This window comes from Nostoc sp. MS1, from assembly GCF_019976755.1.
Lineage (GTDB): Bacteria > Cyanobacteriota > Cyanobacteriia > Cyanobacteriales > Nostocaceae > Trichormus.
This window is the reverse complement of record NZ_AP023441.1, coordinates 3,046,526-3,060,473: the sequence shown is the minus strand read 5'-3', so window position 1 is coordinate 3,060,473 and position 13,948 is coordinate 3,046,526. Positions and strand designations below refer to the sequence as shown.

11 protein-coding genes are annotated in these 13,948 nt (G+C 40.5%); 6 read left to right on the top strand and 5 right to left on the bottom strand.

All coding sequences use genetic code 11. From position 1 onward, the window contains the following. Positions 1–91 precede the first annotated feature (91 nt). Positions 92–730 (top strand): lysophospholipid acyltransferase family protein, encoded by a 639-nt coding sequence (locus NSMS1_RS13275; protein WP_224093908.1) that lies wholly within the window; start codon positions 92–94, stop codon positions 728–730. 140 nt (positions 731–870) lie between these two features. Then, positions 871–1,584 (top strand): rubrerythrin family protein, encoded by a 714-nt coding sequence (locus NSMS1_RS35330; protein ID WP_224093903.1) that lies wholly within the window; start codon positions 871–873, stop codon positions 1,582–1,584. Between the two features lie 85 nt (positions 1,585–1,669). Here the strand turns inward: NSMS1_RS35330 and NSMS1_RS13265 are convergent, their stop codons facing one another. After that, complete coding sequence (locus NSMS1_RS13265; protein WP_224093902.1) at positions 1,670–4,417, bottom strand: cation-translocating P-type ATPase; 2,748 nt, start codon at positions 4,415–4,417, stop codon at positions 1,670–1,672. Between the two features lie 173 nt (positions 4,418–4,590). Here NSMS1_RS13265 and NSMS1_RS13260 point away from each other — a divergent pair, with 173 nt between their 5' ends. Continuing rightward, positions 4,591–5,673 carry an ATP-binding protein gene (locus tag NSMS1_RS13260; RefSeq protein ID WP_224093901.1) on the top strand — a complete coding sequence of 361 codons (1,083 nt, stop codon included), beginning with the start codon at positions 4,591–4,593 and terminating at the stop codon, positions 5,671–5,673. 76 nt (positions 5,674–5,749) lie between these two features. Here NSMS1_RS13260 and nifV read toward each other — a convergent pair whose 3' ends face one another. Together nifV and NSMS1_RS13250 are read right to left on the bottom strand one after the other, a co-directional pair. Next, complete coding sequence (gene nifV / locus NSMS1_RS13255) at positions 5,750–6,880, bottom strand: homocitrate synthase (RefSeq protein WP_224093900.1); 1,131 nt, start codon at positions 6,878–6,880, stop codon at positions 5,750–5,752. Between the two features lie 342 nt (positions 6,881–7,222). Then, positions 7,223–7,726: a phosphate-starvation-inducible PsiE family protein gene (locus NSMS1_RS13250; RefSeq protein ID WP_224093899.1), complete on the bottom strand. Its 504-nt coding sequence runs from the start codon at positions 7,724–7,726 to the stop codon at positions 7,223–7,225. 475 nt (positions 7,727–8,201) lie between these two features. Here NSMS1_RS13250 and NSMS1_RS13245 point away from each other — a divergent pair, with 475 nt between their 5' ends. Both NSMS1_RS13245 and NSMS1_RS13240 read left to right on the top strand, forming a co-directional pair. After that, the gene (locus NSMS1_RS13245) at positions 8,202–9,173 is read left to right on the top strand and encodes a CobW family GTP-binding protein (protein ID WP_224093894.1); all 972 of its coding nucleotides are present in this window, start codon (positions 8,202–8,204) and stop codon (positions 9,171–9,173) included. A gap of 142 nt (positions 9,174–9,315) precedes the next feature. Continuing rightward, entirely contained in the window at positions 9,316–10,359 is a 1,044-nt protein-coding gene (locus tag NSMS1_RS13240; protein WP_224093893.1) for a WD40 repeat domain-containing protein, read from the top strand. Between the two features lie 362 nt (positions 10,360–10,721). Here the strand turns inward: NSMS1_RS13240 and NSMS1_RS13235 are convergent, their stop codons facing one another. Both NSMS1_RS13235 and NSMS1_RS13230 read right to left on the bottom strand, forming a co-directional pair. Continuing rightward, a complete protein-coding gene (locus tag NSMS1_RS13235) occupies positions 10,722–11,048 on the bottom strand; it encodes a hypothetical protein (protein ID WP_224093892.1) in 327 nt (108 codons plus the stop codon). A 153-nt stretch (positions 11,049–11,201) separates the two neighbouring features. Then, the gene (locus tag NSMS1_RS13230) at positions 11,202–12,161 is read right to left on the bottom strand and encodes an orange carotenoid-binding protein (RefSeq protein WP_224093890.1); all 960 of its coding nucleotides are present in this window, start codon (positions 12,159–12,161) and stop codon (positions 11,202–11,204) included. Between the two features lie 633 nt (positions 12,162–12,794). Between NSMS1_RS13230 and NSMS1_RS13225 the strand changes: the two genes are divergently transcribed. Next, positions 12,795–13,784: a metal ABC transporter solute-binding protein, Zn/Mn family gene (locus NSMS1_RS13225; protein WP_224095225.1), complete on the top strand. Its 990-nt coding sequence runs from the start codon at positions 12,795–12,797 to the stop codon at positions 13,782–13,784. Positions 13,785–13,948 lie beyond the last annotated feature (164 nt).

Genomic DNA, 13,948 nt, shown 5'->3' with positions numbered 1-13,948 from the left:
GTATAACTTAAAGATACATCATCCTCCTCATCGCGCTCATCGCCCTCATCCCCCCGACTCCCGACTCCCGACTCCCCACTCCCTTAATCCTATGTCTCGAACCCGTGAACCTTTAATTAGTCTGGCGCTGTACCATGCGTTTAAATGGTCTATTGTTAGTCCGATGTTACATGGTTACTTTCGGGGTCGAATTTATGGTGTAGAAAATGTTCCGCGAACAGGCCCGATAGTAGTTGTAAGTAATCACGCTAGTTATTTTGACCCGCCAATTGTCTCTAACTGTGTACGCCGTCCAGTAGCATACATGGCCAAACAGGAATTATTTGAAGTTCCTGTTTTGGCACAGGCGATTAAATTATATGGTGCTTACCCAGTTAGTCGAGGAAGTGCCGATCGCAATGCTATCCGTTCAGCGTTAGAGTATCTAGAAAATGGCTGGGCTGTGGGTGTGTTTTTGGAAGGTACTCGCACACCGGATGGACGCATTCATGACCCGAAACGGGGTGCAGCACTTTTAGCAGCTAAAGCTAAAGCACCTATATTACCCGTGTGTTTGTGGGGTTCGGAGAAAATTCTCCAAAAAGGCTCGTCTTTACCCCAAGCCGTTCCTCTCACGGTGAGAATTGGCAATTTAATTGATACGCCTACTTCTACAAACAAAGAAGAATTGGAGGCAATAACCCAAAAGTGTACTGCTGTGATTAATGAAATGCACGATTTAGGACGCTAATTAGGTTTAAAAGGCAAAATCTTGCAATACACTTGCTATTAATCTGTTTTATGATTCACAATCGTCCTGTTTTCTTTAAAGTCAACAGGTAAATAGAAAGTATTTGCCCGTCAATACTACTCCACTGCATCCAAAAAATTATGGATTTATCGAACTTTACTACATTACAAAACTTAGAAGCTGCCTTTGGTGGCGAGTCGATGGCAAACCGCAAGTATCTGTTTTTTGCCGAAGTAGCGCGTAAGCTAGGATTTACAGATTTAGCTAAATTATTCCGCGAAACCGCAGAACAAGAAACAGAACACGCTTTTGCCCATTTTGAATTACTGCACCCGGAATTGGTTGTCAAAGATCCAGCCGCTTTGACTGACGAACAAAAGCGGGAAATTGTCTCTCGTTGCTTATCTTTGGCGATTGAAGGTGAGACTTACGAATATACAACAATGTATCCTGATTTTGCCGCAGCCGCTCAAAGCGATCGCGATCATCCGGCGGCGGAAGAATTTCTCAAACAAGCGCAAGAATCTAGCGAACACGCCACCACTTTCCGCGATGCTGCACATCGCTTTGGGTTATTAAAATTTATCGAAAATTACCACGCTGATCGCTATAGTGAAGCTTTAGAAGTATTGAATGGTGGACAACCAGTTACTAGAGTTGCAGGCACAGATCCCAGCACTCGTAAGTGGATTTGCAGACAATGTAGTATGATTTACGATCCTGTGGCTGGTGATCCTGATTCTGGTATTGCACCCGGTACACCATTTGAAGCTATTCCCGATGATTGGTATTGTCCAATTTGTGGTGCTACCAAGAAGACTTTTAAACCACTTGAGGAAAAAATCGCTGCTTAGAGTCCTATAAATAAATTAAGTTCGTAGTAAGGACTTCAGTCCTCACTACGAACTCAATCTTAATAACTATTGAGATATTCTCAAGTTAATTGGGTGGATCTAAACGATTGACAAGTGTCGCCCATAAAATCATCGGTGAACCTACTCCTAAACAGAACAGCCACTGCTGTAAAGTTAATGGTGCGGTTTCAAATACTTCATTAATTAAGGGTACATGAGCAAAGGCAATTTGTAAGATAATTGCACCGACAATGCCAAAAGCAATAGCGGGAATATCAACGTTTTCTTTTAATGTACCGTCCATTTTGGCGATGAGATTGGGAATTAATTGACTAATACTTAATAGGTAAAATATTCGTCCCGCAATGAGAGAATTAATCGCCATTGTTCTGGCTAAATCGATATTACCTGTAGTTTGACGAATGTATTCAAATACCCCGAATATGACAATCCAGTTAAAGAGAGAAATTGCTAAAATACGCTGGATACGACTCCCTGATAGTAAGGGTTCATTGGGATGACGTGGTGCTTGTTCCATCACGTTTTGCGCCTTTGGTTCAAATGCCAAAGGTACTGTCATGGTGATGGAGTTCAACATATTTAGCCAGAGGACTTGTAAGGATAGAATTGGTAAGTCTCTCGCCAATAATGTACTGATTAAGATTGTCATTGATTCCCCACCGTTGACAGGGAGGATAAAGCAAATCGCTTTGAGAAGATTTTTATAAACGGCTCGTCCTTCTTCTACAGCCGCTTCGATGGAGGCGAAATTATCATCAGTAAGTAGCATATCTGCGGCTTCTTTAGCTACTTCTGTACCTGCGCCACCCATTGCAATCCCGATATCAGCTTGTTTTAAGGCGGGTGCATCGTTGACACCATCTCCTGTCATGGCGACAACTTCACCTTTGGATTGTAAGGCTTCAACTAGACGCAGTTTTTGTTCTGGGGCAACACGAGCAAAAACTACCCCTTCCTCTGCAACTTGCGCGAGTTCAGCCTTATCCATCTTGGCTAGTTCTGTACCTGTGAAAGCTAGAACCGAGCCGTTTTTGTTGATTCCCATCCGTCGGGCGATCGCCTGCGCTGTTACTGCATGATCTCCGGTAATCATTTTTACCTGAATCCCGGCTGTTTGACAGGCTTGCACCGCTTTAATCGCACTCTCACGGGGTGGATCAATCATCCCCTGTAAGCCTAAGAAAATTAACCCATCAGCAATATCTGGATGATCTACCGTATCTTGCTCATCACTAACTGGCTTTTTGGCTAAGGCTAAAACTCGTAAGCCTTGACGCGCCATAATATTCACTTCTCGTTCGATAGAACTCTGCTTTAATGTTTCCAAACAATCTAAGGGACGAGCCTTACCATCAGTATTTAGCATCAGGTGACAGCGTTGGAGAATGGCCTCTACAGAACCTTTCACATAGATAGTTTTACCTGTGGGTGTATCATGTAGGGTTGCCATGTATTGATAGTCAGATTCAAAGGGAATCCCATCTAGTCTTGGCATTTGTTGGGCGAGAGTCGGCTGGTTGAAATTGGCTTTATTTGCCGATGCAATTAACGCGCCTTCTGTGGGATCTCCCATGACTACCCATCTACCATTTTTAGTTTCTAAATGGGAATCATTACAAAGTAAACCGGCGATCAAACATTCTTGTAGTCCCTTATCACTGTTTAAATAGACAGGTTTCTCATCCCTAAGAATTTCCCCATCGGGCGCATAGCCTACACCAGTTACCGTATATTGATGCCCTCCAGCATAAATTGCTTGTACTGTCATCTGATTTTCTGTCAATGTCCCGGTTTTATCGGAACAAATCACAGTCGCACTACCCAAGGTTTCCACAGATGGGAGTTTGCGAATAATGGCGTGCCGCTTTGCCATGCGGGAAACACCAATAGCTAAGGTAACAGTTACTACTGCTGGCAAACCTTCTGGGATAGCACTCACAGTTAAAGCAACGGCGGCTTCTAGAGCCTCGTTGAAGCCTCTAAAGCTTAGTCCGACAGCAAAGCAAAGAGTAGCTAAACCCAGTACCATGTATAGCCAATTTTGGCTAAATTTGTTAAATTTCCGCGTTAATGGTGTGGAAATATCTGTATGTTGCTCCATCAACTGGGAAATTTTACCTGTCTCGGTATAGTTCCCTGTTGCTACAACAACGCCAATTCCTTGTCCGAAAGTAACGAAGCCTCCCGCATAAGCCATGTTAATGCGTTCTGCTAATCCTGTATCTGGTTGCAAGACTGGTGTATTTTTTTCTACTGCTACAGATTCACCAGTCAAAGCCGATTCATCTATTTGCAAGTTTCGGACTTGAATTAGGCGTAAATCGGCGGGGACTTTATCACCGGAAGTTAACAGCACGATATCACCAGGAACTAATTCCCGTGAGGGAACGCGGATTTTCTGCCCGTCGCGGATGATTGTAGCTTCTGTGGTGATGGCGTTGGCTAAGGCTGCGATCGCACCTTCGGCTTTGGCTTCCTGCACAAATCCAATGATGGCGTTGGTGGTGGTAACTCCCCAAATTACCCCAGCATTGACAAAGCTACCCGTGATTGCTTTTACTAACCCAGCACACAACAAGATAATTAATAGCGGCTGATTAAATTGCAGCAAGAACTTGAGCCACCAAGCCTGACTTTTCTTGCCAGTCAGTTCATTTGCCCCAATCTTATTTAATAACTGTATTGCTTGGGTGCTAGTTAAACCTGTCTGGGCATTGGTGTTCAACCGGGCGATCGCTTCGTCTATTTCTAAGACATGCCAAATTGTCGGCTGTTTCTCTCCTGGTGTAAAGGAAGCTACAGTTTGAACCATAATTATTAATTTCTTGTAAAACGTGCTGTATTTATTATAGCACTATTTTGTAGTGCTATAATATTTTAGAACTAATAAATTTTTATGAATGCCATTGTTTAACCCAATAAACAGCAAAAAATTGACTATGCTTTCCCTTAAACTGATGATGAAACCCAAAGGTAAAAGAACTGGTGAGTTTGGATTTGTCTACCCCCTTACAATTGATTGGGCGCTCAGTGGAGTTTGGGCGCATTGTAGAAGTATTAGCCCAAGATGGTGACTTATTAATTACTGGAGTACCTGGTAGTGGTAGGCGTACTTTAGTGCGGTGGGGTGTGGCAGAAGTAGGTGCGATCGCACTAGATATAGACTGCATCCGCGCCACAGATGGAGAGCGATTTTTACAGTTACTAGCCGAAGCGATTAGTCAAAACTGGGAAGCAGGGAAAATTCAGCATTGGGTAGCGGAAAATGCTAGTGAGTTTTTCATCTTTGATTCAGAAACCAAACTCAAATTGATACGCTCTCTCAACCAAAAGCAGCTATGGCAAGCATTTGAGATGTTGTTAGCATTGCCACAAATGATAGCTGTGGATTTAGATCAGCGTGTAGTGATAATTTTGCAGAGTTTTCCTCATATCCGTTCTTGGGATCGTAACGGTTTATGGGAAATGACATTTCGCCGCAAAATTAACGAAGATAGCCATATCAATTATGTTTTGATCGCCACGATTGCCGAAACAGGTAATTACTCCCAAGAGGATCAGAATCATTTAGAAACTATACAACTACCACCCCTCAGCCATGATGTATTAGCAATGTGGGCTAGGGAAATATTACACACAGCCAAACTCACCTTCGATCCACGTTCTCAAGCATTGCAACTTTTTTTAAATGCAGTACAAGGACATATCGGCGATGCAATGGCGCTAATTCGTCGTCTGCAAATATCCTGTAAACCTGATAGCTTAATCACTGAAACAGACTTACAGCAAGCAATTGAAGGGCTGCTCAAAGATTTATCGATGATTTATGAATCTTTATTGATGTTACTACCAGCAAATCAGGTACATCTTTTAGAATGTCTAGCTTTAGATCCCACAGAAAAACCCCAAAGTAGAGATTATATTCAAAAACACGGACTTTCTAGAGGCGGAAGTCTCCAAGGCGCACTCACAGGTTTGCACCATAAAGGGTTAATTTATGGTGCAGAACAAGGTTATAGATTAGCTATGCCATTATTGGCTTTGTGGTTGCGGCAGAGGTTGAGTTAGGAGACAATTGACAATTGACAGTTGACAGTTGACAAGTTATTTCCACTGTCCATTGTCCACTCCCTACTCCCTTTCTTTAACTTGCCCAAGAATGTTGTTGTATTTGGACTAAATGTAGAAGTTCTTGAGGGGTGAGGCTGCGTTTTTTCTCTACCGATTCTTGTCTAACTGCATCTAGGATAGATTGGGTTTCTTCGTGATTGAGAACAATGCCGTGTTGCTCTAAAATGCTAGATAGTAAATGTCTACCAGAATGTTTACCTACAACTAAACGGCGCTCTTTACCTACTTCTTCTGGTGCATAGGGTTCGTAGGTTTGGGGATTTTGCAGCACACCATGAGCATGAATACCTGATTCATGGGCAAAGGTATTTTCACCGACGATCGCTTTCCAAGGTGGTACTGCGTACCCTGATGCTGATGCTACTAGTTGAGAAATTTCGAGTAACCGTTTTGTATCAATGCCTAAATCATAGTGATATAAGTGCTTGAGAGCCATTACTACTTCTTCTAAAGCAGCATTACCGGCTCTTTCTCCTAGTCCATTAACTGTAGTATTTACTGATAAAGCACCTGCTTTAATACCTGCTAAGGCGTTAGCTGTGGCTAAACCGAAATCGTTGTGGGTGTGCATCTCCACAGGTATGCTCAAAGATGTCACCAATTGTTTTACTTTGGTGTAGGTGGCGAAAGGGTCGAGAATACCTACTGTGTCACAAAAGCGAAATCTTGATGCGCCCCATTCTTGAGCAGCTGATACGATATCAAGAAGAAAGCTTTCATCGGCTCTTGATGAGTCTTCGCCACCGATGGAAACAAACAAGCCTCGATCAACGGCAAAACTAATACTATCTTGAAGTTTTTGCAGAACTAATTGCCAACGTCCTTGGAATTTGGCGGCGATTTGGATTGCAGAAACGGGAATAGAGATATGAACTCGCTGCAAACCACAGGCGATGGAAGCTTGAATATCAGAAATGACAGCGCGGTTCCAACCTAGTAGATGTGCTTGCAAATCTAGGTTAACAATATTTGCGATCGCCTGCTGTTCTGCTTTACCCATTGCAGGTATTCCTACTTCAATTTCATGCACGCCGATAGCATCGAGAATCAGCGCGATCGCTATTTTTTCCTCGACGCTAAAAGCAACACCAGCCGCTTGTTCTCCATCACGTAATGTAGTGTCATTAATCAGCACTTTATTCATTTGCAAAATGTCTCCGAAGAAACAAAAGTAGATTATTCGCCTGAGTTTGGCTAAATGCCAAGGGATTTTGACAAAAAATACTCTATAATTAAACGAATTGCTAACCCATATTGAGTAAAATTTCTCAGTACCATTACAAAACCCTTAATTAGTTAAGGTGCAGAATTTGGTACTGTCAAATTAGATAATTTTTACATCAATTCTGATTTTTTTGACTAGATATAAGTCCTAACATAGCACCTGAATAAGTTTATGCACACTGTGGACACAATTATCTGATTGGTGATTTACCATGACCTACCTTTGCACAAAAACCAGCGTTATCACGATATTACTTAATAACTAATTTCCATTAATAGAATCACTAGATAATGTTTCTATGCTATCTTGGGGATTTTTGTATTCAGTAATTCTAACGTGTTCAAAAAACTGAGATATCCAAGGTAAGGCTATTAATATTCCCAATAGAACTAAGAGAAATATAGAAATACCTAAAATTTGATCACGAGGTATTTCCAAAACTCCACGTATAATTACTTCCCGTAATGCAGAAACTATAGTAATTTCTGCGGCAGCACCCACTGATATTTTTTGTGTTTGTAAGTAATCAATTAATAAACGAAATAGCTCTACTAAAATTAAAATAAACAAAATATCAGACGTTACTTCTCTCAAATCCAGAGGATGTAGAAAAGATAAAAACATATCAGCTAAACGGATGAGCATCACACAAAATAAGCCCATACACAACGAAATGATAATAATATCTTGAAAAAATTCAAGATTACTGACAATCTTATCTCTATGAAACCAACTATTTAATTGTGTAATTATTCTTTTAGGCATAAAATATGACAAATTTATGAACTTGCTCAATTCATCATAAACAACCTAAAAATTAATTTTTATAAAAAATCAAACAGTTTTTCAAGTAAATTAACTTTTTAATTTTCTAGAGAACAATGTAGTTGAAGTTACATTAAAATAAAGTTTTGTATATTTGTGCTAAAAAAGAATAATATTATACAATTTGAAAAATGTATCGTTAGGTAGACATTGCTCACCGTATGATATTTTATGTAAGCAATACTTGCGTAGTTTCTAAAAATTATGTATAAGTTTTATATAAAAAATCTATTTAATTAATATTATTAGTACAGGTCTACCATAAAATATAGTTGCTCTGAAAAACTTCTTTCTTGTCCTTGTTCTCTTAATACACAAATAGATTTAAAAATCGTTACATTCGCACAAAAATATAAAACCGCTTATCATAGGTGATAATGATTATCCATATGGTAAGGTTAGAGGCTGTTATAGTATGGTAGCTGACGTAATTCCAGATTCAGTTCCCGTTACTGTTTTGACTGGCTATTTGGGGGCAGGTAAAACAACGCTACTTAATCATATTCTCACATACGAACATGGTAAAAAAGTTGCTGTGATCGTTAATGAATTTGGGGAAGTAGGCATTGATAACCAATTAGTTATTGATGCAGACGAAGAAATTTTTGAAATGAACAACGGCTGTATCTGTTGTACAGTTCGGGGTGACTTAATCCGCATCATTGGTAATTTGATGAAGCGCCGGGATAAGTTTGACCATTTAGTAATTGAGACTACAGGATTGGCTGACCCTGCACCAGTAATTCAGACATTCTTTGTAGATGAAGATATGCAAAGTCAACTGGCTTTAGATGCAGTGGTGACAGTAGTTGATGCCAAGCATATTTGGCAGCATTGGGATGCAGACGAAGCCCAAGAACAAATTGCTTTTGCTGATGTAATTTTACTTAATAAAACTGATTTAGTTGCCCCAACAGAATTAGATGAATTAGAAAAACGTATTCGGTCGATGAATGCGATCGCCAAAATCTACCGCACTCGCAATTCAGAATTATCAATGGATGCCTTATTAGGTGTAAAAGCCTTTGATTTAGACCGTGCTTTGGAAATAGATCCAAATTTCTTAGGTGAAGATACCCACGAACATGATGATACAGTTTTTTCTGTGGCTTTAGTTCAGGAAGGGGAACTCGACGGAGAAAAATTAAACGCTTGGCTATCAGAATTATTACGTACCCAAGGCCCTGATATCTTCCGCATGAAAGGCATATTAAATATTGCTGGTGAAGATAATAGATTTGTCTTCCAAGGGGTACACATGATATTTGATGGTAGACCCGATCGCCCCTGGAAATCAACTGAAAAACGCAAAAACGAATTAGTATTCATCGGCCGCAATTTAAACGAAGACCAACTCAGGCAAGATTTCCTCGCTTGTTTAGTTTAGGGAGTAGGGAGTAGGGAGTGGTGAGTGCTGAGTCATGTTAGCGGTAGCGGCGCGTTTAGCGCGTGCTGAGTTATAAGTAAGAATTTCTCCCTTGTCTCCCTTGTCTCCCTCATCTCCCCCCTCTCCCTCATCTTCTAAAACTATGAACCCAACAACCAGCAAAACTAAGGAATTTGAAGTACACTTTTCCGGGACACTTGCAGAGTATGTAACGGCGATCGCCTGGTGTCCGCAAGGAGATACCCTAGCTGCGGCTTCGGCGGCTGGGGAGGTGGTAATTTGGCAGGATGGTGATTTGACAACACTACAAGCTAGTACTGGCCAGTCAGTGGATTGTCTAGCTTTCTCCCCTGATGGCAAGTTTTTAGCTATTGGCGGACAAGATGGCCGGGTGAAGATTTGGCGGGAACGGGAATTAGTCGCCACTTTAGAAAATTCGCCTGCATGGGTAGACAAACTTGCTTGGAGTCATGCTGGTAATCAGTTAGCTTTTAGTTTAGGGCGTTATGTACAGGTCTGGGATGCTGAAAGTAGCGAGGTTGTTACTACCCTGAATTTTGCCGACTCATCTGCATTAAGTATTGATTGGCGTATTGATGGACAATATTTAGCGATCGGTGGGAATAAGGGCGTAAAAATTTGGCACGCGCAAGACTGGGATGAAGAACCTTATAATCTCAATATGCCTACGGTGAGTGTGACGATGGCATGGTCGCCTGACGGTAAATTCCTGGCTTCTGGCAATATGGATCGTAGTATCACCGTTTTGGAATGGAATAATCCTGACCCTTGGGTGATGCGTGGCTTTCCTGGTAAGATTCGTCAGTTAGCGTGGTCAGAAGTAAATAGTCGAGTAGGTGCGCCGATACTAGCGTCTTCTAGTATGGAAGGTATAGTAGTTTGGGAAAAATTAGAGGATGAAAACTTGGGATGGGAAGCGCAAGTTTTGACTAATCATGTGGGTGTGATTAATACGATCGCCTTTGCACCCAAAAGCTTTACACTTGCTTCCGCCGCAACTGACGGCTGGCTGTGTCTATGGAATGAAGCCAAGCAAGTATCTCAAATTCTCACAGGCGTTACTGATGGGTTTTCTACCCTAGCATGGCATCCCCAAGGTAAACTATTAGCCGCAGGTGGTGAGAAAGGGGAATTATTTATTTGGGTAAAAAGTTTAGGTGGTTAAGGATGTGAAGCTAAATAGGTTATGGCAATTTTGAATTTACTATAGTAGCGTCACCAGACTAAAATCTTACACTAATAAACTACACATATAGTAGAAGAAATTTATGCAATAAATCAGTCCGGTCACGCTAACAGGTTGTCCATCATGACAACATTCAACAATGGACTATTAACAATTAACAATTGACTTTTTCCCTCTCCCTAGAAGTGAGAGAATTGGAGAAAAGGATTTATTTTTTGATTTTTTCTCCTTGAAAGGAGAGGTCTTAAACCATTCGGCTGACGCGGTAGTTGAGCCTGTCGAAACTCACGGCGGAAGCCTTGAATAAAACAATTTTCAATTGTCAATTATCAATTGATAAGCTACATTCTAGCCAAAGCAGCAACCTTGGATAGCTTGTCTTTCGCTAAACCTTCCAATTCGTGCGTATGCAGCCAACCATCTTTAATTAAGCCAGCGAAGACAAATAGCAAAGCTGAGTATTGGTAGTTATATTTACCCTCAATTTCATGTCTTCTCGCACTTAAAAAATCATGTAATTGCCAAAGATCGTCCAACTTTTGGAGCGAATCAACCTCCTGTTGAACTTGTTTTAATAAAGCCTCAATCTCTCGCTTATAGGCTTGATCAAAGGCAGTCTTGGCTATATTCTTCTCGGTATCAGTCCACTCAGCTTCACTCACTTGCATGATCCAATCTAAAATTTTTGCAGTATGAATTGGTTAGGATTGTTTACTCAGGATAATTGAGCGCCCTTGATTAAAAGAGCGCTCAGTGCGATGGGCTGCGCCCCGCCGTAGGCGATCGCTAGCTATTTAATTACCTAGAAATGCTTTATATTCCTAGCGAACCAAGTTCAACAATTCTTTGGGAGAGGCTAGTAAGTCAATGGCTACAAAGAAGATTTTGCCTTCAGGGTTGAGCAGGAACCGCCAAGCCATGTTCATACCTACTGCTGCACCAAACCACGGAGTTTGCACCTTACCTGTCACCTTCACCTGAGTATAACCATCCTCTGCGGGTTCAGCTACGCCACGCTCTGGAAGCAAATTGAGGTTTTGGCACTCTTCGCGGAAGAACCGCAAAATAGCATCTTTACCAACAATCGGTCTTTGGAAGGGAGGTTGTAAAGCCCCATCCGCCACAAACAACTTGATGAGTTCATCAAAGTCATTAGCATTCAAGTTGTTCATGTAACTCAACACGGTAGGATTGTTAATCCCTTCAATCTTGACTTGATTGCGCTGAGAAATATCTTTAGGTGCAACGACTGGTTCAGAAACTCTAGTGTAGCCACCCAATTTACCTGCATCATACCCCATGTCTACAACAGAGCTTCTCAGGACGGTAATCTGTTGTCCTTGATCAAGGGTTTTCAGAGTTTCTAATACTGCATTAGCATTGGCTGAAAGCTGATAACCAGCAGGAATTGGTGCAACAACACCTTGCTCCATCCATTCCCCAAGTTGATTCCAAAAGCCTAGTTTGATGTTAGGAGACCATGTAGCATAAGTACGACAAATAGGCGTATCTGTGTGGTTTGCTAGATCGCACATAACCTGAGTTTGCTCCTCAAAGGTCATTTGCTTAATTTGGTTCAGGATTGCTTCTGCAAACTGCATACTGGCTGCACCAGGAGCAGCCACTGTAACGGTTTTACCCATCTCTAAGAAAGCGAACCATGTCCATGCCAGTTGATCCTCAGCACTGAGCTGGTTGAATCGTGCGATCAAAGCTGGTACAGCATCAGCCTGTAGTGTGTTAGGAAAAATCCGACGGGCCGAATCAATAGTAATTGCCATACAGAGGGCTACCTCGTGAAGTTTTTACCTGGACAAAAGGTGAAGCAAAAAGTCTTTGAAGATACATTTTGCTCCCGTGTTTAAATTATCACAAAAGTTTGCATAAATTTAAAAAAATTTACAATTATCTCAAAAATGTCCACTATTTAATAGCTGTGCTCCTCTATTGATAGGCTATACAGGGATTTATCAAAATATGAGCGAGAGCATCAGTTATGGGAACTTAAATATATTTCTTGACGGATGAAGATAAATTATATTTATCCCACACATAAATTCCTGTGTGTCCTTTATGTTATTGGGATACTTTGCTTAAGTTAAAGAGTATGCAATAGAAGCATAACAAGTTATGGTGATATACGGATTTAATTCTCTTTACTGGAAGTTCTCAGGTGCAGTTTACAAAACTTGGGGATGAGAGTAAGCAATAAAGATGCAATCTCCAAAAGATTATGATTTAGTCGTCTCGGCTGTGGGAGGGGATATAAAACCAATTTCTATAAATTAAAAATTAGTACAATTCTATTAATCCCTATTCTTACTTTTATCCAATCAATAACAGTGAATAGTATAAAAAATTTTATTAATGAACTATTACTTAAAAATAGACGCACAAGCAGCGCAGTATGCACAATGAATCAGATAAGTATATCTTCCCCAACTTCCCTCTATTTAAAAGTTATACTATTCATTCTCATAAGCGGATTTTTTGGATGTAGAAATCAAACCACAACCACATCGATAACTCAGGCTACTAATGTAGTTGATCAAAATCTGCCCAAAGTTGTTGCAACCACAAGTGTATTATGTGACTTAACTAAACAGATTGCTGAAAATACAGTTAATCTTACTTGCCTAATTCCCCCCAACCAATTCCCTCAGAGTTATCAACCAACCGCAGAAGATATTAATGCTATTGAGCAAGCTAATCTGATTCTCTACAATGGTTATAATCTGGAATCACAATTAATCAAGCAAATTAATACTACCAAAAAATCTGCGTCTAAAATTGCTGTGGGTCAAATTGCAGTGACTCAGCCACAACAATTTATTGTTAATACTCGTAGAGTCAATAATCCTTATATTTGGCATAATCCTAAGAATGCTATCAAAATGGTGGATGTGATTAATAGCAACTTAAAGAAATTACAGCCAAGCAATAATACCATTTATAATGAAAATACGAAAGAAATTAAAAGCGAATTGAGTCAGCTTGACAATTGGATTAAATTAAAAATTGCTACCATTCCTAAAAATAAGCGTATATTAGTAACAACAAATAATGCTATGGACTATTATACAAAAGCTTATAGCATTCCTTCAGTCACTCTTGGTAGCGAAGCACAAGCAACAGACCAACGAGTAAAAAATCTGGTTCAATACATTCAAAAATCTAATGTACCGACAATTTTCGCAGATATGTTGGATACATCCAAGGTGATGGAATCTATAGCGACGGAGGCGGAAGTAAATTTATCGCAACGTCAATTATATACCCAAGGATTGGGTGAAGCCACAAGTGATGGCGATACCTATCAAAATATGATGGTTGCTAATACACGTACAATTGTTGAAGGGTTGGGGGGAACATATTTAATATTTCAACCTAAAGTGCAGAATTAATATTTAATTCGTAATTCGTAATAGTCTTTACTACGCAACGCTAACGCGAACGACAAGGCTTGCACCTGCAAAATTCGTAATCTTAATATTTTGCACCAATTCCCTATGGCGAGAATCACAGCCGAACACCCTTATAATTTCGTAGGGTGGGCATTGCCCACCAC